This window comes from Enterobacter sp. JBIWA008 (assembly GCF_019968765.1).
In the GTDB taxonomy this organism is placed as follows: domain Bacteria; phylum Pseudomonadota; class Gammaproteobacteria; order Enterobacterales; family Enterobacteriaceae; genus Enterobacter.
This window is the reverse complement of sequence record NZ_CP074149.1, coordinates 3,202,366-3,223,451: the sequence shown is the minus strand read 5'-3', so window position 1 is coordinate 3,223,451 and position 21,086 is coordinate 3,202,366. Positions and strand designations below refer to the sequence as shown.

Sequence of the window (21,086 nt, the reverse complement as noted above, 5' to 3'; positions counted from 1 at the left end):
GCCTCATAAAGGTTAATGGATCGGTAGTTTACGGAGCCGTCAGGGCTTTATATGTGATCCACTTCTCATTATGTATGCAACTTATGAAATCAAAATGAAATTTGCGCGACGCATCGCAAATTTTAGCCCATCACCGCCAGAATCAGCGGGAAAATGAACGGGGCCAGCAGGGAGGTGATAATCCCGCAGATCACCAGCGCCAGCGAGCTAAATGCCCCTTCCTGATAATCCAGCTCCGCACAGCGGGCAGTGCCCAGCGCGTGGGAGGCGGTGCCCATCGACAGTCCCCGTGCCGCCTTAGTATGAATACGCATCGCGTTCAGCAGGGTGTGACCAAACACCGCGCCGAGAATACCGACGAAAATAACGCACATCGCGCTGATGGCCGGAATACCGCCGAGGCTGCCACCGACCGCCATCGCGATAGGCGTGGTCACCGATTTAGGCAGGATAGAGGCGGCAATCTGCGGGGAGGCCCCCATCAGCAGAGCCACCGACGTGCCGGTGATCATCGCCACCAGGCTGCCCACAAAACAGATGGTAATGATGGATTTCCAGCGGGCGCGGATCTGGTGAAGCTGCTCATATAAAGGAAAGGCAAGCGCGACAACGGCGGGCTGCAGCAGGTCGTTTAAAATTTTGCTGCCCGCAAAGTAGCGTTCATAAGGAATGCCGGTGAGCAGCAGGAATGGAATGATCACCACCATTGCCACCAGCAGCGGGTTCAGCAACGGCATTTTGAAGCGTGCGGCAAGTTTACGTGCGGCGAAGAACACCACCAGGGTTAACGGCAGCGACCACCAGATATTGGCTATCATTTCTTTGTTTTCTCCCCAATCACGTTACGTTCGCCATGCACCAGATGCGAACTCCAGCTCACCACCAGGAAAACCACCAGCGTGCTGACCGCGCAGGAGACCACAATCGGGCCGAACTGGGCCTTGAGCAAATCAAAATACTGCATGACGCCGACGCCGATAGGCACGAAAAGCAGCGCCATATAGCGAATGAGGACGAAGCAGCCGGGATTGACCCATTTTGCAGGCAGGATTTGCAGCGCCAGCAAAACGAAGAGGATCAGCATGCCGATAATGCTGCCGGGAATGGTGATGGGCAGCAGCGACGCGATGAAAATCCCGGCATACAGGCAGGCGTAAATCAGGACGAATGCGCGCAGATATTGCCAGATAATGTTCAATGATTTGCTCATGGAGTTAGTCCTTGCTGAAACGCATTCATCATACAATTAAACCTAAAAATGTGCCACGGATCACATCATGAAATTTGAGCATACCAGACATTCCAGAATGGAACGTCCGGCATCGCCTTACAGGGGCAGGCTACAGTTTAGAGGAAAGGGAGTGAGGTGGCGAAGTGACGCGCCAGAGATTGCATCAGCGTCAGGCGGTCAGTTTATCGAGAAAAGAAAACAACGCCTGATTCATTTCGCGATAATCATGCGAGCGAAGTTTTTCCGCCGTTTCGACAAAACGGAATTCAGCCGCGCGGCGGAGGTCGTTGTGCGAATGCTCAATCAGCAGCTCTACGACCTCCGGCGTCAGTTCCATATGGCACTGAAAACCGTAAACCCGTTCGCCGTATTGCACGATCTGTCGGGGACAGCCCTCGCTGTAAGCGAGAACCTTAGCCTGTGGCGTCAGCCCTGGCATGTCGTTATGCCAGTGACCGACGTTCAGCTCGTGGCCAAAATCCTTAAATAGCGGGTTCGCCTTGCCTGCATCCGTGAGCCTGACGGTAAATTTGCCGATCTCTTTTTCCGGGCTATGGCAAAACGCTGCGCCCAGCGCTTCACCGATAAGCTGCGAGCCCAGACAAACGCCTATCACCGTTTTACCCGCCTCTATTGCGCGGCCGATTAGTCGCATTTCCGCCTGCGCATCAAACCAGGGGCACTCCTCAAGCGTGGTGGCGGGTGACTGCGGGCCTCCCATGATGATAAGCAGGTCCATGCTCTCCAGATCCTCGGGTAACGGATCGCCCTGATAAACTCTGGTGTAGCTCAAATTACAGCCGCGATTTTTCCCCCAGATTTCATAGGCGCCTGGCGCTTCGAAATGTTCATGAATGATAAAATGAATGTGCATTGCGTCTCTCTCCGGTTACGTGTACAAGCAGCATCATAAGAGGAAGGGAGGAATGTGAAATGCCAACCGTTATCGATAAAACGCCAATTCACGACGATGACATCGGATGGTCCAGAGGGGCAATTAGCTATACGCGCGGCGAAGTGGATCCACCTCATCGGCATTCACAGGGGCAGCTTTTGTTTGCCATCAAAGGGGTGATGCTGGTCGAAACCGGCAGTAAGCGCTGGGTCATACCGCCGCAGCGCGCGCTGTGGATCCCTCCCTTTCAGGAACACACCTACAGCGTGTTATCCGCAACTGAGCTCCGTGCGGTGTGGTTTAGCCCCACGCTGATATCGCAATGCGAGCCTTTTAAGCGGAAAGAAGAGGTTCACGTGATTATGGCGACAGCATTGTTCAAAGAGCTGATCGCCGGGCTGTTCAGCGCGGAATACCGGCCAGCCAGTCAGCGCAGCATGGCCGTTTTGCTGCTCGATATCCTCAGCGAGGCGCAACAGATTTCGGCCGAACTGCCGATGCCCGTGGATGAGCGCTTATATCGCGTTGCCTGTGACATCATTGCCAACAATCACTGGGATGTTCCTATGGAAAGGCTGGCGGAACAGGCCGCCATGTCTGAACGCACATTTTCACGTGCGTTTATCAAAGATACCGGCTTTAGCTTCCGGGCCTGGCGACAGCGTGCCAGGATTTGTGCCTCGCTGGACCTGCTCGCCAACGGATACTCGGTTAAACAGGTGGCCTGGATGCTGGGGTTTTCCGGTCAGGCGGCATTTGCGGCGGCGTTTCGCGCTATTGTCGGGGCAACTCCGGGTGACTTTTTCCCTGAACAGAAGCGCTTCCCAGCGATATAGAGAGCGGCTACTATAGCGCGTCTTTTTTCACAGGTACTGCTATGCGTGTTTTACTGGCCCCAATGGAAGGCGTGCTCGACTCCCTCGTGCGCGAGCTTCTGACCGAGGTGAACGATTACGATCTCTGCGTGACGGAGTTTCTGCGCGTGGTCGATATGCTGTTGCCGGTAAAATCCTTCTTCCGCCTGTGCCCGGAGCTGCACAACCAGAGCCGGACCTCTTCCGGCACGCTGGTGCGTATTCAGCTGCTCGGCCAGTATCCTGAATGGCTGGCGGAAAACGCCGCCCGCGCGGTTGAGCTGGGCTCTTATGGGGTAGATCTCAACTGCGGCTGCCCGTCAAAGCTGGTTAACGGCAGCGGCGGCGGGGCGACGCTGCTGAAAGATCCTGAGCTGATTTATCGCGGTGCGAAAGCCATGCGTGAGGCCGTGCCTTCGCATTTGCCGGTGACGGTTAAGGTGCGCCTGGGGTGGGACAGCGACGCGCGGCAGTTTGAAATTGCCGATGCGGTGCAGCAGGCCGGGGCCACCGAGCTGGTGGTGCATGGGCGCACCAAAGACGATGGCTACAAGGCCGAGCGCATTAACTGGCAGGCGATCGGTGAGATCCGCAAACGCCTCACCATTCCGGTGATCGCCAACGGCGAAATCTGGGACTACGAGAGCGCGCAGGCCTGTCTGAAAGCCACCGGCTGCGATGCGGTGATGATCGGTCGCGGCGCGCTGAATGTGCCGAACCTCAGCCGGGTGGTAAAATATAACGAGCCGCGGATGCCGTGGGCAGAGGTCGTCACGCTGCTGCAAAAATACAGCCGACTGGAAAAGCAGGGTGATACCGGTTTGTATCACGTCGCGCGAATTAAACAGTGGCTGAGCTATTTACGCAAAGAGTACGATGAAGCGCTGGGATTATTTCAGGAGATTCGTACATTACAGACTTCGTCTGATATTGCCCGGGTGATTCAGTCAAAATAATAAGCGTTAAATTGCTCACACTTTTTTAAACCAGAAAACAGTTCTGGTTTTCAACGTGGCGCGACGGTGTTAAGGTGCCACTGTTTTCAACACAGGATTGTTACTGGTTAACAGGCAAAACCTAAGCGTTTCACAGCATTTTCGCTGTGGAGCGCTTAGGTTTTTTTTTGCCTCTCGTTTATGCAGGAGAGAAATTTGGCTTAGCGCTTTTTACTGATTTTAAAAAAAATGAAATGTCGACAGGAAATAGAAAAATTTCCTGCGGCCGGTTACGCACAAAATACTCAATCACAGGTTGTTATCATGGCATATAAAAATAAACTCTATGCGTTCGCCTTATTAGCGATATCCCCGCTGTCAATGGCGCAGGACTGGAATGGAACGGTATTAGGGTTTGAAGCTCCGCCGGAGCCTGTTCTGGGCGAAATGCTCGGCATACGTAAAATCCTCAACGATAATGGTTTTACCTATAACCTCGGATACCTGAATGAAATTGGCTGGAACGGCGGTGGCGGATATAACCACGACTCCCACGTGGCGTATATCGACCAGTTTGCGCTGACCTTCAACCAGGATCTTGAGCGCTGGACCGGTATCCCGGATGCGCGTATCGAAGGGAACATCGTCAACCGTAACCACAATGACGACCTCACCACCAAACGCGTGCAGGACCCTCGCGTCAACTTTAACGATCTGACCCAGGAGAGCTGGGGCGGGCAGTCGATTACTCGTCTCGGCTGGCTGACCTTTGCCCGCAGCTTTGACGACCGGCGTCTGACCTGGCGCATCGGGATGATGAACAAGGTGCAGACCTTCGATCAAATCATCCCCTGCGATTTCCAGCTGCTGTCGCAGTGCGGCGGGAAGTCAGCCAACTCGCTGACGTGGAACAACTGGAACGTTCACACCTGGGGCACCACGCTTGCGTATAAATTAACGCCGACGCTGACCTTAAAAGGTGGCGTGATGGAGCAAAATCCGCAGGCCTCCAGCCGCAGCCACGCGTGGAGCTGGTCGACGAAGGGCAGCAAAGGGGTCTTACTGCCGGTTGAAATCGAAGCGCGTCCGCTGATTTACGGCCTGCCGGGCGCGTACAACCTGGGCGTGGTGTTTACCAATGCGCCGCAAACCGATCTCTATCGCGGCAAATCCGGCGGTGCGGGTGCGACGGATCCAAACGGATTTGATACCCACAGCCGGACCTGGTTCATGTACGCCGGGCTGAACCAGCAGCTTACGCAGCATCAGGATGACCCGAATCGCGGGTTGAGCACCTCTTTCAGCATGAGCCTTGCCGATCAGCGCTCCAACTACATGCATCAGGTTTACGCCGCCTCGCTGCGCTACCGCGGGCTGTTTGACGCGCGACCGGAAGACTGGATTGGCTTTGGCTTAACCTGGATTGATATGAGCAGCCAGTACGCCCGCAATCAGCGTTACCTGAACAGCCAGAGCGGCGTTAGTGATTACAACAATCCGGCATATCACCCGGTGCCGGGCCATTCCCTGAACGGCGAGTTTTACTACCGTTTTCGTCCAGTGCCGTGGCTTGAGCTGCAGCCGGGCATTCAGTACTGGCACCATCCCGGCGGCGTCAGCCGCACCCAGGATGCCTGGGTTACCGAGCTGAAAACGGTGGTGAGCTTCTGATATCACCGTAGCAAGTTCGATCCACGTCACGTTTCTGACGCGTGACGTATTGAGGCTATGAATGAAACTGATAGAGTGCCAGAACTGGATTGTTACTGCGTAGGCAGGCAAAACCTGATTTTCTGGCATCTGCCGGAGGTCAGGTTTTTTTGTTTCTGGGGTTCAGATGAAAATCGCCAAGATACTCAATAATAACGTGGTGGTTGTTCAGGATGAGCGCGGGCGCGAACAGGTGGTGATGGGCCGTGGGCTGGCCTTTCAGAAGCGCGTCGGTGAAGCGCTGGATACCGCGTTGGTTGAAAAGGTGTTTGCGTTACAAAGCGATGAACTGGTGCGTCGACTCGGGGAGCTGCTGAGTCAAATTCCGCTGGAGGTAATGACCACCTGCGACCGCATCATCGGGCTGGCGGCGCAGCGGCTGGGCAAGCTGCAGGAGAGTTTGTATATCACCCTAACCGACCACTGCTACTTTGCGATTGAGCGGCAGAAGAAAGGGCTGGCCATCAAAAACGTGCTGCTGTGGGATATTAAACGGCTGTATCCGAAGGAGTTCGAATTAGGGCAGGAGGCGCGGGCCATTATCGCCAGACGCCTGAACGTCGAACTGGAGGAGGATGAGGCCGGATTTATCGCGCTGCATCTGGTCACCGCGCAGCTGAACAGCGAAATGCCGGAGGTGATGCACGTGACGCGGGTGATGCAGGAGATCCTGCAGCTGGTTAAGTATCAGCTGCAGCTTGAGTATGATGAAGACTCGCTCAGCTATCAGCGTTTTGTCACCCACCTGAAGTTTTTTGCCCAGCGGATGCTGACCCGCACCGTGGTGGAAGATGACGATGCCTCGCTGCATACGGCAGTAAAAGACAACTACGCGAAAGCGTGGAAATGCGCCGAGAAAATCGCGCAGCACCTGAACAAAAGCTATCAGCGAGAGCTGACAACGGAAGAGATTATGTTCCTCGCCATTCATATCGAGCGGGTGAGAAAAGAGGGGCGTTAAGCCTCAAAACAGGATTGTTACTGCATCACGCAGGCAAAACCTGAGCGCGGCCTTCGTCAGAAGGTCGTTCTCGGGTTTTTTTATTTTTTGTACTCAGTCAACAGGTGCCTGCGGGCATCGGATGTAAGGAAATCGAGATGGAATACCAGGCTTTAGCGAAGGATATTCTCGGCCACGTTGGCGGAAAAGAGAACATCGTCAGTCTTGTACACTGCGCGACCCGGCTTCGCTTCAAACTAAAAGAGAATCAACGGGCGGATGCGGAAGGGCTCAAGAAAAACCCGGGTGTCATCATGGTGGTCGAAAGCGGCGGCCAGTTTCAGGTAGTGATTGGCAACCACGTTCACGACGTCTGGCAGGCTGTCCGCAATGAAGCGGGCCTGACCGATGACGCGCCCGTCGTGGAAGAGAGAGGCGAAAAGAGTAATCTGCTGGGCCGCCTGATTGACATCGTCTCCGGGATCTTTACCCCGTTTATCGGCATTCTGGCCGCGTCCGGTATTCTGAAAGGGCTGCTGGCGCTGGCCGTGGTGTGCGGCTGGCTCAGCACCGAGAGCGGTACCTATAAAATCTGGTTTGCCGCCAGCGACGCGCTGTTCTTCTTCTTTCCGCTGGTGCTGGGCTATACCGCCGGGAAAAAATTCGGCGGCAACCCGTTTATTACTATGGTGATCGGCGGGGCGCTCACCCATCCGATGATGATTGCGGCGTTTAACGCCAGCCAGCAGCCGGGCGCGGTATCGGAAGCCTTTTTGGGCATTCCTGTCACATGGTTTAACTACAGCTCGTCGGTGATCCCGATTATCCTCGCCGCGTGGGTGAGCTGCTGGCTGGAAAAACAGAGCACCAGGCTGCTGCCTTCATCGATGAAAAACTTCTTCGCGCCGCTGATCTGTCTGGGCGTGACCGTACCGCTGACTTTCCTCGTTATCGGGCCGCTGGCGACCTGGCTGAGCCAGATGCTGGCGAACGGCTATCAGAGTATTTACGTTCTGGCACCGTGGCTGGCGGGCGCGGCGATGGGCGCGCTGTGGCAGGTCTGCGTTATTTTTGGTCTGCACTGGGGGCTGGTGCCGCTGATGATTAACAACCTGGCGGTGCTGGGGCATGATTCCATGCTGCCTATGCTGCTGCCAGCCGTATTCGGGCAAGTCGGGGCGGCGCTGGGGATCTTCCTGCGAACCCGCGATGCCCGCCAGAAGATGCTGGCTGGTTCATCGGTGACGGCCGGGATATTTGGTATCACCGAACCGGCCGTTTATGGTGTGAACCTGCCGCTGCGCCGCCCGTTTATTTTTGGCTGCGTGGCGGGGGCAATCGGCGGGGCGATTGTCGGCTTCAGCGATACCCACGTTTACTCCTTCGGCTTCGCCAATATCTTTACCATCGCCCAGATGATTCCGCCGGGTGGGATAAACGCCACGCTATGGGGCGGCGTGATCGGCACCGCGGTAGCGCTGGTGCTGAGCTGCGGCCTGACGCTGGTGGCAGGTATGCCGGGACGCACAGCGCCGGAAGCTGCGGTTACGGCAGGGGAAAACGATGTCTTATCCCCGATGACCGGAACCGTTCTGGCGCTCGACCAGGTGCCGGATACCACCTTTGCCAGCGGCCTGCTGGGCAGCGGTGCCGCGATTATTCCCTCCGATAACAAAGTGGTGGCCCCGTTTGCCGGCGTGGTGGCCTCGCTGTTTCAGACCAAACACGCCATCGGCCTGCTCAGCGACAGCGGGATTGAAGTGTTGATCCACGTGGGTATCGACACCGTTAAGCTCGACGGCAGGCCGTTTACCGCCCATGTGAAGGTGGGCGACAGGGTACAGCCCGGCGATCTGCTGCTGGAGTTTGACCGACAGGCGATTATCGATGCCGGATACGACCTGGCGACCCCGATTATTATCAGTAACAGCGATGAGTATCGTGACGTGGTGACCGTGGCGGCAACGTCCGTCAGCGCCGGTGCGCCGCTGCTCAGCGTAAGCCATCAATAACAGGAGAACGTGATGAAAACTTTCCCGGACAATTTTTTATGGGGCGGCGCGGTTGCCGCGAATCAGGTAGAAGGCGCGTATCTGGAGGAGGGCAAAGGGCTGTCCACCTCTGACGTTCAGCCGCAGGGTGTCTTCGGCCCGGTGGTTGAGCGCGTGGAGGGCGACAGCGGCATCAAGGATGTCGCCATCGACTTCTATCATCGCTACCCGGAAGACATCAAACTGTTCGCTGAGATGGGCTTTAGCTGCCTGCGCGTCTCCATTGCCTGGACCCGCATTTTTCCGAACGGCGACGAGCAGCAGCCTAACGAAGCGGGGCTGGCGTTTTACGACCGGCTGTTTGACGAACTGGCCGCGCACAACATTACCCCGCTGGTGACGCTCTCGCATTACGAAATGCCGTGGGGGCTGGTGAAGCAGTACGGCGGCTGGGGCAGTCGTCAGACTATCGAATTCTTTGAACGCTACGCCCGCACCGTGTTTGCGCGCTATAAAGAGAAGGTGAAGCTCTGGCTGACCTTCAACGAGATCAATATGTCTCTGCACGCGCCGATGACCGGCGTGGGCCTGCCGGAAACCAGCAGCAAAGGGGAGGTGTACCAGGCAATCCACCACCAGCTGGTGGCCAGCGCGCTGGCGGTTAAGGCCTGCCACGAGATTATCCCGGATGCCAGAATCGGCAACATGCTGCTGGGCGGCCTGATGTATCCGCTGACCTGCAAGCCGGAAGATGTTCTGGAGACGCTGCAGGAAAACCGCGCGTGGCAATTCTTTGGCGACGTGCAGTGCCGCGGCGCCTACCCGGGGTATATGCAGCGCTTCTTCCGCGACAACGGTATTCAGCTTGATGTAACGGATGCCGACCGCGAGGCGCTGAAATCAACCGTCGATTTTATCTCGTTCAGCTACTACATGACGGGCTGCGTCACCGCGGATGACGCGCTCAATCAGCAGGCGCGCGGCAACATCCTGAGCATGGTGCCAAACCCGCATCTGGCAAGTTCCGAATGGGGCTGGCAGATTGACCCCATCGGTTTGCGTACCCTGTTAAACGTGCTCTGGGATCGCTATCAGAAGCCGTTGTTTATTGTAGAAAATGGTCTGGGTGCGAAGGATAAACCGGACGCTGACGGCGTGGTACAGGATGACTATCGCATCAGCTACCTTAACGATCACCTGGTGCAGGTGCGTGAAGCCATTGACGACGGCGTTGAGGTGATGGGGTATACCAGCTGGGGGCCAATCGACCTGGTGAGCGCGTCTAAAGCTGAACTCTCTAAGCGCTACGGCTTTATTTACGTCGATCGCGATGACGGCGGAAAAGGCACCTTAGCGCGCAGCCGCAAAAAGAGTTTCTACTGGTATAAAGAGGTTATTGCCACGAAAGGGGCTTCGCTGAAAGCCTGATATCAATGACGTTGCCCGGCGCTGAGCCGGGCAAATAGATCAGAAAATCATTTTGAATACGCCGGTGACCACTAAGAGCCCTATCAGAAATATAATCAAAATAATCCACAGTAATATTTTCATTCCCTTCTCCCGCTCATGTATGTCCTGAATAAGTGTAGCAGCGTATTCATGGTCGGCATGAATGCATTGAGTTTAATTATTATTTTTAGGAATAAATCTCCAGGTATTAAAATGTATGACAATTTGCGGATTGCCACGCATTACTAAAAAAACGAACAACATCGAGCGTAACGTGCGCCTTTATTTTTTGAGCTTATGGCGTCATGAAACGTTCTCTTATTCTATCTCTGAGTGTTCCCTTCGTTTTTATTCTGTCTGCCTGTGCGCCTGAACATGCCACGGTGTCCCCCATTAAAACGCAAACTACTGCGGCGTCGGTGAATACGGTGCTGAATCATCAGGACTGGCCGAAAAATGAGTGGTGGAGAGAGTATAACGATCCGGAACTTAATTCGCTGATTGCGAAAGCGTTGAGCGATTCGCCGGATATGCAGATTGCCCGTCAGCGCATTACGCTTGCCGAAGCCCAGGCCAAAGCCGTTATGGCCACCGATGGCCCGCAGATTGATTTTTCCGCCGATGCGGAACGCCAGAAAATGTCCGCCGAAGGGGTGATGGGGCCTTTTGCCCTTACCGACCCGGCGGCAGGCACCACCGGCCCGTGGTACACCAACGGCACATTTGGCCTGACCGCGGGCTGGGATCTCGATCTGTGGGGTAAAAATCGCGCCCGGGTCGAGGCCCGAATTGGCAAAGTGAATGCGCAAAAAGCGGAGCTGGAGCAGACCCGCCAGCTGCTGGCCAGCAGCGTGGCGCGACTCTACTGGGAGTGGCAAACTCAGGCCGCCGCGCGGGAGGTTCTCGCGCAGATCAAACATGAGCAGGACAATATTATTGGCGCCGATCGCGAGCTGTATCAGCAAGGAATCACCTCCTCCGTGGAAGGAGTGAAAACCGATATCAACGCCAATAAAACCGAAGAGCAGCTGGCAGAAGTCAACGGGAGGATGAAAGCCGTAGAGGCGCGACTGGTCGCGCTGACAAATTCTTCCTCCGTGACGCTTACGCGCCATGCGCTGCCGACGGTAGACGCCTCGTTACCGCCGACGCTCGGTTATAAACTGCTGGCACGCCGTCCGGATCTCCAGGAAGCGCACTGGTATGTCGAAGCCTCTATGAGCGAGGTGGAGGCCGCCAGAGCGGCTTTCTATCCTGACGTGAACCTGATGGCGTTCTTACAGCAGGATGCCCTCCATCTGAGCGATCTGTTTCGCTCTTCAGCGCAGCAGATGGGCGTGACCGCCGGAATGACGCTGCCAATCTTCGACAGCGGCAGGCTGAACGCCAGTCTGGATATCGCCCAGGCGCAGAACAACCTCTCGGTCGCGAACTACAACAAAGCGGTGGTCGAAGCGGTCAATCAGGTGGCACGCACGGCAAGTGAAGTCGAAACGCTGACGGCTAAGAACCGCCATCAGCAGCAGGTCGAAAAAGATGCGGCGCGGGTTGTGGCGCTGGCGCAGGCGCGTTTCAGCACGGGGATCGTTGCGGGCTCCCGTGTCAGCGAAGCCAGAATACCGGCCCTCAGGGAAGACCTCGCCGGATTGTTGCTGAAAGGCCAGTATGTCGACGCCACGCTGCAGCTCACCTCGGCGCTGGGCGGTGGCTATCACCACGGCTAGAAAAGGTCATTATCTATACTTACCTCTTTGCAGTTTTTCAGGAGGTGAGTATGACCAGAGTAGCGATAGTGACCGCATCGGATTCCGGGATTGGTAAAACCACGGCGCTGATGCTCGCAGAGCGCGGGTTTGATATTGGCGTCACCTGGAATTCGGATGAAAAAGGAGCGCTGGAAACCTGCCGGGAAGTCGAAGCGCAGGGGCAGCGCGCAGAAGCTATCCATCTTGATTTAAGCACGCTGCCGGAAGGCGCAGGGGCTATTGAAAGGCTGATTGCGCGGTTTGGTCGGCTGGACGTGCTGGTCAACAATGCGGGGGCGATGACCAAAGCGCCGTTCCTTGATATGCCGTTTGACGACTGGCGGAACATTTTCACCGTCGACGTGGACGGCGCGTTTCTCTGTTCACAGATTGCCGCCCGGCAGATGGTGAAGCAGAGGGAAGGGGGGCGAATTGTGAACATTACCTCGGTGCATGAGCACACGCCGCTGCCGGAGGCCAGCGCCTACACGGCGGCAAAACACGCGCTCGGTGGGTTAACCAAATCCATGGCGATGGAACTGGTTAAGCACAATATTCTGGTGAACGCCGTCGCGCCGGGTGCCATTGCCACACCGATGAATGACATGGACGACAGCGAAGTGAAGGAAGGCTCAATGCCGGAAATCCCGCTGGCAAGGCCGGGGCACACCAAAGAGATTGCCAGCCTGGTGGCCTGGCTGTGCGACAGCGACGCCAGCTACACGACGGGGCAATCGTTTATCGTCGACGGGGGCTTTATGCTGGCGAACCCGCAGTTTAAGCCGGAGGGGTAGGTGCTTTTCACCCTCTCCCTGTGGGAGAGGGTTAAAGTGAGGGCATCAGGCCGCACCCGGCTACTCCTCATCCCGCGTCTTTTCCCGATGCTTCAGCCACAGCCTGACCCCAATCACCGCCACAACCACCAGAATCAGCCAAGCCCAGTGTTTAATATGCTGGTCAAGATTATGCAGCCATGGCGCAATCACCTCGCCCCCTACATAGCCGAGCGTCGTAAAGATCAGCGCCCAGGCAATCGCACCAATAACATTGAGCGGCAGGAAAATTTTTGGCGGCAGATGGCTGGCGCCAATCAGTATCGGCCCGATGATGCGAAAGCCATACATAAAGCGCGTGCCGATGACGAACAGATAGGGATGACGCTGAATGAGCCGTTGTGCGCGGCGGATTTTCTTCTGATGCTTTGCAAAACGCTTAAGCAGCGTTGGCCCGAAGCGCAGCCCGAGAAAGTAAAGCAGCTGATCGCCAATCATCCCGCCCAGCGCGACCGCGGCGACGACCAGCGGGAATTTCAGTAAGCCCTGATGCGCGGCGACGCCGCCTAACAGCGTGATGGTTTCACCTTCTGCCACGCTACCGATGACCAGCGCGGCATAGCCATATTGTTCAATGAGTGCGTTAATATCCATTACGTAAATGTTATCTCCCTCTGCGTACCTCGTTTAATCATATACCCCATGAATCAACAGCGGGGCAATCAACGGAAATTTCCGGCTGTACATAAAATAATCTAAAGCCTGCATTATACTTAAGGTATCGCTGACGGGCCGACAACAAGGGGGCGCTATGAACCATGTCTGGGGACTTTTCTCCCATCCCGATCGTGAATTACATGTCATTAAAAGTGAGAACGAAACGGTCTCGCATCATTACACGCATCATGTGCTGCTGATGGCTGCGGTGCCGGTAATATGCGCTTTTATCGGAACAACACAAATTGGCTGGAACTTCGGTGACGGCACAGTGGTTCAGCTTTCCTGGTTTACCGGGCTCTATCTGGCCATTGTTTTTTATGGCCTGATGCTGGCGGGTGTGGCGATAATGGGGCGCGTCATTCACTGGATGGCGCGTAACTACCCGCAACGTCCATCGCTGGCGCACTGTATGGTCTTTGCCGGATATATCGCGACCCCGCTGTTCTTAAGCGGTATTGTTGCGCTCTATCCACTGGTCTGGCTGTGCGCGCTGATCGGTACTATTGCCCTCTTTTACACCGGGTATCTGCTGTATCTGGGGGTTCCAACCTTCCTGAATATCAATAAAGAAGAGGGCCTGAGTTTTTCCAGTTCAACACTCGCTATTGGGGTGCTGGTGCTGGAGGCACTCCTGGCGCTGACGGTGATTCTTTGGGGTTATGGATACCGGCTCTTCTGAGTTCACTGCATTGCTGGCGTAAATGCCAGCAATGCAGCATCAGTTCACGATTATCCGCTGGCGACAACGCCCGGTGACCGCTATGATGCCGAAGCCAGCCTGTGTTTATCCGTTGATACAGGCGGTGTACGTCATGACGTGCGTGAATAATTATCAGAAGTCTCACCATGCTGAAATTCCGAGTCTCTTTACTTAGCCTGGCACTGTTGCTGGGTGCGTCCGCTGCCGTGCCGGCCGTCGCTAAAACGCCCGCGGTGAACGCCGCCGCCGCCCAACCGCAAATTGCTTCCGGCAGCGCGATGATTGTCGATCTCAACACGAATAAGGTGATCTACGCCAGCCATCCGGACCTGGTGCGCCCGATCGCCTCGATTACCAAATTAATGACCGCGATGGTGGTGCTTGATGCACATCTGCCGCTGGACGAAAAATTGAAAGTGGATATCAGCCACACGCCGGAGATGAAAGGGATCTACTCTCGCGTGCGGCTGAACAGTGAAATCAGCCGTAAAAATATGCTGCTGCTGGCGCTAATGTCGTCTGAAAACCGTGCGGCGGCGAGCCTGGCGCACCACTATCCGGGCGGCTACGACGCCTTTATCCGCGCGATGAACGCGAAAGCCAAAGCGCTGGGAATGACCAATACGCATTATGTTGAACCGACGGGTCTGTCGATTAACAACGTCTCCACGGCCCGCGATCTGACGAAATTGCTGATTGCCAGTAAACAGTATCCGCTGATTGGTCAGCTCAGCACTACCCGTGAAGAGATGGCGACCTTTGCGAACCCGGCCTATACGCTGCCGTTCCGCAACACAAACCATCTTGTCTACCGCGATAACTGGAATATTCAGTTAACGAAAACCGGCTTTACCAACGCGGCAGGGCACTGTCTGGTGATGCGCACCGTGTTTAACGGTAAGCCGGTGGCGCTGGTGGTGATGGATGCCTTCGGCAAATATACCCACTTCGCGGACGCGAGCCGCCTGCGTACCTGGATTGAAACCGGGAAAGTGCAGCCCGTTCCGGCCGCAGCATTGACGTATAAAAAGCAGAAAGCGGAACAGATGGCGACGGCGCAGAACGACTAGGTAAAAGCAAAACGGTAACGCATGTTACCGTTTTTTGTTTCTGTCTCTCCCTGTGGGAGAGGGCCGGGTGAGGGTACCAGACCGCACAGGTTTTATTCCGGCAGCGTCCAGTCACCATCGTTGAGCGGGCGCTGCATAATCACCGTATCCCGCCAGTCGCCTTTCTTATACCCCACGCTGCGCAGCTGGCCGACAATCTCGAAGCCGTGCTTTTTATGCAGCCGTAACGAGCCGGCATTATTATTGCCATCTCCCACCACGGCAATCATCTGCCGCCATGGACCTTGTTCGCAGCGTGCAATCAGTGCAGACATTAACGCCGAGCCAAAACCGCGCCCGGTGATGCTGGCATCCACGTAAATTGACTCTTCCAGGGTATAGCGATAGGCGTGTCGCGGACGATAAGGCGTGGCGTAGCAGTAACCCACCACGATGCCGCGATACAGCGCGATAAGCCACGGTAAACCTTTCTCAGCCACGCTTTTCATTCGATGGCGCATTTCGTCGATAGTTGGGGGGACTTCTTCAAATGACGCGCGCCCGTGAAGCACATGCCAGGCATAAATGGCGGCGATGGCATGCACATCATCGGGAAGCGCGTCGCGCACTTCCAGCTCGGTTTCGGATAAAACATCAACAGCCGACATGATGTGCCTGCTCCTCGTTATAGAATGCCGGAGAAACGTTTCTCCGGCGTCATGCAGTTACTCTATTACGATTAAGGCGCGCTTAACAATCTCTCAAATTTGGCTGTAGGAATTAATCAGACGCTTGCGTTACGCGCTGCTCCGCGTCCGCGCTCTCTTTCCAGTATTTCTTCCGCGTTGTTTTACCAATGCCGGGATTCATGCTGTTTGTAGGGTCATTCTCGCGATAAAACTGCTTAAGTGCGTCAGGGGCTTTATAAAGATGCCCGACGTTATGTTCTGCAGGATATTGTGCGCCGCGTTCGCGCAGCAGGGCGAGCATCTGCTCCTTCAGTTCGTGTGCGTCGACCCCTTTTTTGACGATGTAATCCTGATGGAAGACGTAACACATAAAGTGGCCGTAATAGAGCTTATGCACCAGCTTGCTGTCGATTTCCGGCGGGAGGTGCTCAAACCACTCGGTGTCGTTACGCCGCAGGGCGATATCCAGCGCCAGAATATCTTCCACCTCTTCGGAATGTACCGCCTGATATCTGATGGCGGCCCCTGCGGCGGCAAAGCGGTGCAGGAACGCTTTGCTGCCCTCTTCAGGCGTACACGCAAAGAAATCCCCTTCGGCAGTTTTGAAGAATTCGGTCAGCCAGGACTGCGCTTCGGCAATTCCGTCCCCGGCCATTTTCAGCAGCAGGTGATGTTCGTACTTATCGCGCCAGGTTTTCATCCTCTCCGGTAAATGCGCCGGGAAAACGTTACCCAGCTTCTGCATAAAGCGGTCGGTGAAGTGGGGTTTGAACAACGACACTTTCTCCAGCATCGCGTCGGTGCGTCCCTTCATGGTGAAGAAGAACGGCATTTTGTCGGTGCCGAGCTTGTCGATCATCAGGAAGGTATCTTTGCCGTAACGCTCTGCGATGTCGTAAATGTCCCGGTGCATGTACTCGCCCGCCACCGGCAGATGGGTAAATTCGCCAAGAATATGACGGCGGATCTCCGTCAGAACCTCAGGCTGATTGGTACCGATGTAAAACACCTGCTGTTTTTTCTCTGCCGGGAAGGTATCCAGGCGCACGGCAAACACGGCCAGCTTCCCGGCGCAGCCGGAGGACTCAAACAGGCGGTCCGGGTCGGCGTTGTAGCGCGCTGGGGTATCGGCGTCGATATCCCGTACGCGGGTCACGTAGTCATGATCGTGCGCATGACGGCCATCGTGCTGCACGTCTTCGTCCTTCACGCGGTCGTCGTCGAGCTTGCTGAGGATCTGTTCTGGCGTTACGCCGAGATCGATACCCAGGTGGTTCACCAGCGTCAGCTTGCCGTTTTCATCAATACGCGCAAACAGCGACATCTCCGTATAAGCCGGGCCGCGCTGCACCAGCGAGCCGCCGGAGTTGTTGCAGATCCCACCGACCACCGAGGCGCCAATACATGAGGAGCCAATCACCGAGTGCGGCTCACGACCCAGCGGCTTAAGCGCCTTTTCCAGGGAGTAGAGCGTGGTGCCGGGGAACGCGAGCACCTGCTCGCCTTTATCGAGCAGGTGAAGCTTGTCGAGGCGCAGGGTGCTGATAATCACGATGTCGCGATCGTAATCGTTGCCGTTCGGCGTGGAGCCTTCGGTCAGGCCAGTATTGGCGGCCTGCATTAAAATAATCTTGTCGGCGGCGACGCAGGCGCTCAGCACGCGCCACAGCTCCAGCAGCGTGCCGGGGAAGACCACCGCCAGCGCCTCGCCCTGACCGGAGCGGAAGCCCTTACGGTAGCGGGCGGTTTTGGCCGGGTCGGTAAGCAGGTGAGAGGAGCCAACCAGGCGCGACAGTTCGTTAATAAATGTTTTGTTATCGTCAGTTCGAACAGAAGACATCTTCCACTCCTTGTGGTGGGGCAAATTTCTCGCTGTAAAGCATAGCGCGATTAACTGTTAAGCGGTCGAGTATTCACGAGAAAAATCAGAGAATAACCCTGCAACGTTTCGAGGGTTTATGGCACACTGCGCTTTTCGCACGGTATGGCCGAGATCGTCCGGCGGTTATTGATGAGAGAGTAAAACGACATGAAATGGCTATGTTCTGTAGGTGTCGCCGTCAGCCTGGCGCTGCAACCTGCGCTGGCAGAGGATTTGTTTGGTAATCACCCGCTCACGCCTGAAGCACGGGACGCGTTTGTCACGGAATTGCTCAAAAAAATGACGGTCGATGAAAAAATCGGCCAGCTGCGCCTTATCAGCGTCGGTCCGGATAACCCGAAAGAGGCCATCCGCGAGATGATCAAAGACGGGCAGGTAGGGGCCATCTTTAATACCGTCACCCGCAAGGATATCCGCAAGATGCAGGATCAGGTGATGGATCTCAGCCGCCTGAAAATTCCGCTGTTCTTCGCCTATGACGTGGTGCACGGCCAGCGCACCGTCTTCCCCATAAGCCTTGGCTTAGCCTCCTCCTTTAACCTCGACGCGGTGAAAACCGTCGGGCGCGTGTCGGCTTATGAAGCGGCTGACGACGGCCTGAACATGACCTGGGCGCCAATGGTGGACGTCTCGCGCGATCCGCGCTGGGGCCGCGGCTCGGAAGGCTTTGGTGAAGACACCTATTTAACCTCCACGATGGGGAAAACCATGGTGGAAGCGATGCAGGGCAAAAGCCCGGCGGATCGCTATTCGGTGATGACCAGCGTCAAACACTTCGCGGCCTATGGCGCGGTTGAAGGCGGGAAAGAGTACAACACCGTGGACATGAGCCCGCAGCGCCTGTTCAACGACTATATGCCGCCGTACAAGGCAGGGCTGGATGCGGGCAGCGGCGCGGTGATGGTAGCGCTGAACTCGCTGAACGGCACGCCTGCGACCTCTGACTCCTGGCTGCTGAAAGACGTGCTGCGCGACCAGTGGGGCTTTAAAGGTATCACCGTTTCTGACCACGGCGCGATTAAAGAGCTGATCAAACACGGTACCGCCTCCGATCCGGAAGACGCCGTGCGCGTGGCGCTCAAGTCCGGCATCAACATGAGCATGAGCGACGAGTACTACAGCAAATACCTGCCGGGGCTGGTGAAGAGCGGCAAGGTAACGATGGCGGAGCTGGACGATGCCGCGCGCCACGTGCTGAACGTGAAATACGACATGGGGCTGTTTAACGATCCGTACAGCCATTTGGGGCCTAAGGATTCTGACCCGGCAGATACCAACGCCGAAAGCCGCCTGCACCGCAAAGAAGCGCGTGACGTGGCGCGCGAAAGCCTGGTGCTGCTGAAAAACCGCCTCGACACGCTGCCGCTGAAAAAATCCGGCACCATTGCCGTGGTGGGCCCGCTGGCCGACAGCAAGCGCGACGTGATGGGCAGCTGGTCTGCCGCAGGCGTAGCCGACCAGTCCGTGACCGTGCTGACCGGGATTAAGAGTGCCGTGGGTGATAACGCGAAAGTGGTGTACGCCAAAGGGGCGAACGTCACCAACGACAAAGACATCGTCACCTTCCTCAACCAGTACGAGGAAGCGGTGAAGGTCGATCCGCGCACGCCGAAGGAGATGATTGACGAGGCGGTGAATACCGCGAAACAGTCTGACGTGGTTGTCGCGGTCGTGGGCGAAGCGCAGGGTATGGCGCACGAAGCCTCCAGCCGTACCGACATCACCATCCCGCAGAGCCAGCGCGACCTGATCGCCGCCCTGAAAGCCACCGGCAAGCCGCTGGTGCTGGTGCTGATGAACGGGCGTCCGCTGGCGCTGGTGAAAGAGGACCAGCAGGCTGACGCCATTCTGGAAACCTGGTTCGCCGGTACCGAAGGCGGTAACGCCATCGCCGACGTGCTGTTTGGCGATTACAACCCGTCGGGCAAGCTGCCGATGTCCTTCCCGCGCTCCGTCGGGCAGATCCCGGTCTACTACAGCCACCTCAACACCGGTCGCCCGTACAACGCCGACAAGCCGAACAAGTACACGTCCCGTTACTTCGACGAAGCTAACGGCCCGCTGTATCCGTTTGGTTACGGCCTGAGCTACACCACCTTCAAGGTTTCTGACGTAAAAATGTCGTCGCCGAGCCTGAAGCGTGACGGCAAAGTTACCGCCAGCGTCGAGGTGACCAACACCGGCAAGCGCGAAGGGGCAACGGTGATTCAGATGTACGTTCAGGATGTCACCGCCTCGATGAGCCGTCCCGTCAAGCAGCTGCGTGGCTTCGAGAAGGTCAACCTGAAGCCTGGCGAAACCCAAACCATCAGCTTCCCGATTGACGTGGAGGCGCTGAAGTTCTGGAACCAGCAGATGAAATACGATGCGGAGCCAGGCAAGTTTAACGTCTTTATCGGGGTGGATTCCGCCCGCGTGAATAAAGGCGAGTTCGAGCTGCTGTAACCTTCGTAACCTTCCTTCCTTGGCATCCCCCGGCTTCCGGGGGATGCGTCTTACCTTATGCTAAAAAGGCATTTTGCCGGGTAAATCCGCTGTTTTAAGCTACGCTTTTCTCTCAAGCCTCTGAAAAAGGCGATAAAAAATGAGGATAGCGGAATGACGATTGCAAAGGGGATGTTGGGATCTGCGGTGCTGCTGGCGGCGCTGAGTCTGCCGCTACAGGCGGCGGAGCCGGTAAAAGTGGGCTCAAAGATCGATACCGAAGGCGCGCTGCTCGGCAATATTATTTTGCAGGTGCTGGAAAGCCACGGCGTGAAAACCGTCAATAAAGTTCAGCTCGGCACCACGCCCGTCGTGCGCGGGGCGATCACCTCCGGCGAGCTGGATATCTATCCGGAATACACCGGCAACGGGGCATTCTTCTTCAAAGATGAAAACGATCCGGCCTGGAAAAACGCCAAAGCCGGATATGAGAAAGTCAAAAAACTCGACGCGGAACAGAACAAACTGGTCTGGCTGACCCCGGCCCCGGCCAACAACACCTGGACTATCGCCGTGCGCAAGGACGTGGCGGAGAAAGGGAAGCTGACTACGCTTGCGGATCTCAGCCGCTATCTGAAAGAGAAGGGCGACTTTAAGCTTGCAGCGTCCGCGGAGTTTATCGAGCGTCCTGACGCGCTCCCGGCGTTCGAAAAAGCGTACGACTTCAAGCTCGACCAGGCGCAGCTGCTCTCCCTGGCGGGTGGAGATACCGCGGTGACCATCAAAGCGGCGGCACAGCAAACCTCTGGCGTTAACGCGGCAATGGCCTACGGCACCGACGGCCCGGTGGCGGCGCTCGGCCTGCAAACCCTGACCGATCCAAAAGGCGTACAGCCGATTTACGCCCCGACCCCGGTCGTGCGTGAGGCGGTGCTGAAAGCCTATCCGGAGATTGCCGACTGGCTCAAACCGGTCTTCGAAAAACTGGATGAAAAAACGCTGCAGCAGCTGAATGCCAGCATTGCCGTCGAGGGGCTGGATGCTAAGAAAGTGGCTGCCGACTTCCTGAAACAACAAGGGCTTGTGAAGTAACGGGAAA

Annotated in this window: 17 protein-coding genes and 1 pseudogene; 12 read left to right on the top strand and 6 right to left on the bottom strand. The window is 56.3% G+C overall.

Annotated elements, in window-relative coordinates; genetic code table 11:
* Positions 1-122: 122 nt before the first annotated feature.
* The 3 genes from KGP24_RS15490 to KGP24_RS15480 form a co-directional block, all read right to left on the bottom strand.
* Entirely contained in the window at positions 123-818 is a 696-nt protein-coding gene (locus tag KGP24_RS15490; RefSeq protein ID WP_025756257.1) for a CidB/LrgB family autolysis modulator, read from the bottom strand.
* Positions 815-1,210, bottom strand: coding sequence for a CidA/LrgA family protein (locus KGP24_RS15485; RefSeq protein WP_014884558.1), 396 nt, complete (start codon positions 1,208-1,210; stop codon positions 815-817). Before KGP24_RS15485 ends, KGP24_RS15490 begins: the two co-directional genes overlap by 4 nt.
* A gap of 190 nt (positions 1,211-1,400) precedes the next feature.
* Positions 1,401-2,105 carry a type 1 glutamine amidotransferase gene (locus KGP24_RS15480; protein WP_223561048.1) on the bottom strand — a complete coding sequence of 235 codons (705 nt, stop codon included), beginning with the start codon at positions 2,103-2,105 and terminating at the stop codon, positions 1,401-1,403.
* A 59-nt stretch (positions 2,106-2,164) separates the two neighbouring features.
* Here KGP24_RS15480 and KGP24_RS15475 point away from each other — a divergent pair, with 59 nt between their 5' ends.
* The 8 genes and pseudogenes from KGP24_RS15475 to KGP24_RS15440 all read left to right on the top strand — a co-directional run bounded on the left by KGP24_RS15475 (position 2,165) and on the right by KGP24_RS15440 (position 12,544).
* A complete protein-coding gene (locus tag KGP24_RS15475; RefSeq protein WP_223561047.1) occupies positions 2,165-2,962 on the top strand; it encodes a helix-turn-helix transcriptional regulator in 798 nt (265 codons plus the stop codon).
* Between the two features lie 41 nt (positions 2,963-3,003).
* Complete coding sequence (dusC, locus tag KGP24_RS15470; RefSeq protein ID WP_223561046.1) at positions 3,004-3,936, top strand: tRNA dihydrouridine(16) synthase DusC; 933 nt, start codon at positions 3,004-3,006, stop codon at positions 3,934-3,936.
* A gap of 303 nt (positions 3,937-4,239) precedes the next feature.
* Positions 4,240-5,586, top strand: a complete 1,347-nt coding sequence (locus KGP24_RS15465) for a carbohydrate porin (protein ID WP_223561045.1) — start codon at positions 4,240-4,242, stop codon at positions 5,584-5,586.
* 166 nt (positions 5,587-5,752) lie between these two features.
* On the top strand, positions 5,753-6,586 hold the full coding sequence (bglG, locus tag KGP24_RS15460; protein ID WP_223561044.1) for a transcriptional antiterminator BglG: 834 nt from the start codon (positions 5,753-5,755) through the stop codon (positions 6,584-6,586).
* A gap of 24 nt (positions 6,587-6,610) precedes the next feature.
* Positions 6,611-8,577, top strand: a pseudogene (gene bglF / locus KGP24_RS15455) (PTS beta-glucoside transporter subunit IIABC).
* Positions 8,578-8,589: 12 nt separating this feature from the next.
* Positions 8,590-9,984, top strand: a complete 1,395-nt coding sequence (gene ascB, locus KGP24_RS15450; RefSeq protein ID WP_223561043.1) for a 6-phospho-beta-glucosidase — start codon at positions 8,590-8,592, stop codon at positions 9,982-9,984.
* Positions 9,985-10,310: 326 nt separating this feature from the next.
* Entirely contained in the window at positions 10,311-11,729 is a 1,419-nt protein-coding gene (gene mdtQ, locus KGP24_RS15445; RefSeq protein ID WP_223561042.1) for a multidrug resistance outer membrane protein MdtQ, read from the top strand.
* Positions 11,730-11,779: 50 nt separating this feature from the next.
* On the top strand, positions 11,780-12,544 hold the full coding sequence (locus KGP24_RS15440; protein ID WP_223561041.1) for an SDR family oxidoreductase: 765 nt from the start codon (positions 11,780-11,782) through the stop codon (positions 12,542-12,544).
* 60 nt (positions 12,545-12,604) lie between these two features.
* Here the strand turns inward: KGP24_RS15440 and KGP24_RS15435 are convergent, their stop codons facing one another.
* Positions 12,605-13,177, bottom strand: coding sequence for a DedA family protein (locus KGP24_RS15435; protein WP_223561040.1), 573 nt, complete (start codon positions 13,175-13,177; stop codon positions 12,605-12,607).
* A 157-nt stretch (positions 13,178-13,334) separates the two neighbouring features.
* Between KGP24_RS15435 and KGP24_RS15430 the strand changes: the two genes are divergently transcribed.
* Both KGP24_RS15430 and pbpG read left to right on the top strand, forming a co-directional pair.
* Positions 13,335-13,922 (top strand): Yip1 family protein, encoded by a 588-nt coding sequence (locus tag KGP24_RS15430; RefSeq protein WP_223561039.1) that lies wholly within the window; start codon positions 13,335-13,337, stop codon positions 13,920-13,922.
* Positions 13,923-14,089: 167 nt separating this feature from the next.
* Positions 14,090-15,013, top strand: a complete 924-nt coding sequence (pbpG, locus tag KGP24_RS15425; RefSeq protein ID WP_223561038.1) for a D-alanyl-D-alanine endopeptidase — start codon at positions 14,090-14,092, stop codon at positions 15,011-15,013.
* Between the two features lie 92 nt (positions 15,014-15,105).
* Here the strand turns inward: pbpG and KGP24_RS15420 are convergent, their stop codons facing one another.
* Both KGP24_RS15420 and dld read right to left on the bottom strand, forming a co-directional pair.
* The gene (locus KGP24_RS15420) at positions 15,106-15,660 is read right to left on the bottom strand and encodes a GNAT family N-acetyltransferase (protein WP_223561037.1); all 555 of its coding nucleotides are present in this window, start codon (positions 15,658-15,660) and stop codon (positions 15,106-15,108) included.
* Between the two features lie 112 nt (positions 15,661-15,772).
* The gene (dld, locus tag KGP24_RS15415) at positions 15,773-17,521 is read right to left on the bottom strand and encodes a D-lactate dehydrogenase (RefSeq protein ID WP_223561036.1); all 1,749 of its coding nucleotides are present in this window, start codon (positions 17,519-17,521) and stop codon (positions 15,773-15,775) included.
* A 189-nt stretch (positions 17,522-17,710) separates the two neighbouring features.
* Between dld and bglX the strand changes: the two genes are divergently transcribed.
* Together bglX and KGP24_RS15405 are read left to right on the top strand one after the other, a co-directional pair.
* Entirely contained in the window at positions 17,711-20,008 is a 2,298-nt protein-coding gene (gene bglX / locus KGP24_RS15410; RefSeq protein ID WP_223561035.1) for a beta-glucosidase BglX, read from the top strand.
* 153 nt (positions 20,009-20,161) lie between these two features.
* A complete protein-coding gene (locus KGP24_RS15405; protein WP_194304614.1) occupies positions 20,162-21,079 on the top strand; it encodes an ABC transporter substrate-binding protein in 918 nt (305 codons plus the stop codon).
* The last annotated feature ends 7 nt before the right edge of the window (positions 21,080-21,086 follow it).

Coding starts and splice junctions, on each gene's coding strand:
- KGP24_RS15490 (WP_025756257.1), bottom strand. CDS start 818: ATGATAGCCAATATCTGGTGGTCGCTGCCGTTAACCCTGGTGGTGTTC.
- KGP24_RS15405 (WP_194304614.1), top strand. CDS start 20,162: ATGACGATTGCAAAGGGGATGTTGGGATCTGCGGTGCTGCTGGCGGCG.
- KGP24_RS15465 (WP_223561045.1), top strand. CDS start 4,240: ATGGCATATAAAAATAAACTCTATGCGTTCGCCTTATTAGCGATATCC.
- mdtQ (WP_223561042.1), top strand. CDS start 10,311: ATGAAACGTTCTCTTATTCTATCTCTGAGTGTTCCCTTCGTTTTTATT.
- KGP24_RS15420 (WP_223561037.1), bottom strand. CDS start 15,660: ATGTCGGCTGTTGATGTTTTATCCGAAACCGAGCTGGAAGTGCGCGAC.
- bglG (WP_223561044.1), top strand. CDS start 5,753: ATGAAAATCGCCAAGATACTCAATAATAACGTGGTGGTTGTTCAGGAT.
- KGP24_RS15475 (WP_223561047.1), top strand. CDS start 2,165: ATGCCAACCGTTATCGATAAAACGCCAATTCACGACGATGACATCGGA.
- KGP24_RS15485 (WP_014884558.1), bottom strand. CDS start 1,210: ATGAGCAAATCATTGAACATTATCTGGCAATATCTGCGCGCATTCGTC.
- bglX (WP_223561035.1), top strand. CDS start 17,711: ATGAAATGGCTATGTTCTGTAGGTGTCGCCGTCAGCCTGGCGCTGCAA.
- KGP24_RS15480 (WP_223561048.1), bottom strand. CDS start 2,105: ATGCACATTCATTTTATCATTCATGAACATTTCGAAGCGCCAGGCGCC.
- dld (WP_223561036.1), bottom strand. CDS start 17,521: ATGTCTTCTGTTCGAACTGACGATAACAAAACATTTATTAACGAACTG.
- pbpG (WP_223561038.1), top strand. CDS start 14,090: ATGCTGAAATTCCGAGTCTCTTTACTTAGCCTGGCACTGTTGCTGGGT.
- KGP24_RS15435 (WP_223561040.1), bottom strand. CDS start 13,177: ATGGATATTAACGCACTCATTGAACAATATGGCTATGCCGCGCTGGTC.
- ascB (WP_223561043.1), top strand. CDS start 8,590: ATGAAAACTTTCCCGGACAATTTTTTATGGGGCGGCGCGGTTGCCGCG.
- dusC (WP_223561046.1), top strand. CDS start 3,004: ATGCGTGTTTTACTGGCCCCAATGGAAGGCGTGCTCGACTCCCTCGTG.
- KGP24_RS15440 (WP_223561041.1), top strand. CDS start 11,780: ATGACCAGAGTAGCGATAGTGACCGCATCGGATTCCGGGATTGGTAAA.
- KGP24_RS15430 (WP_223561039.1), top strand. CDS start 13,335: ATGAACCATGTCTGGGGACTTTTCTCCCATCCCGATCGTGAATTACAT.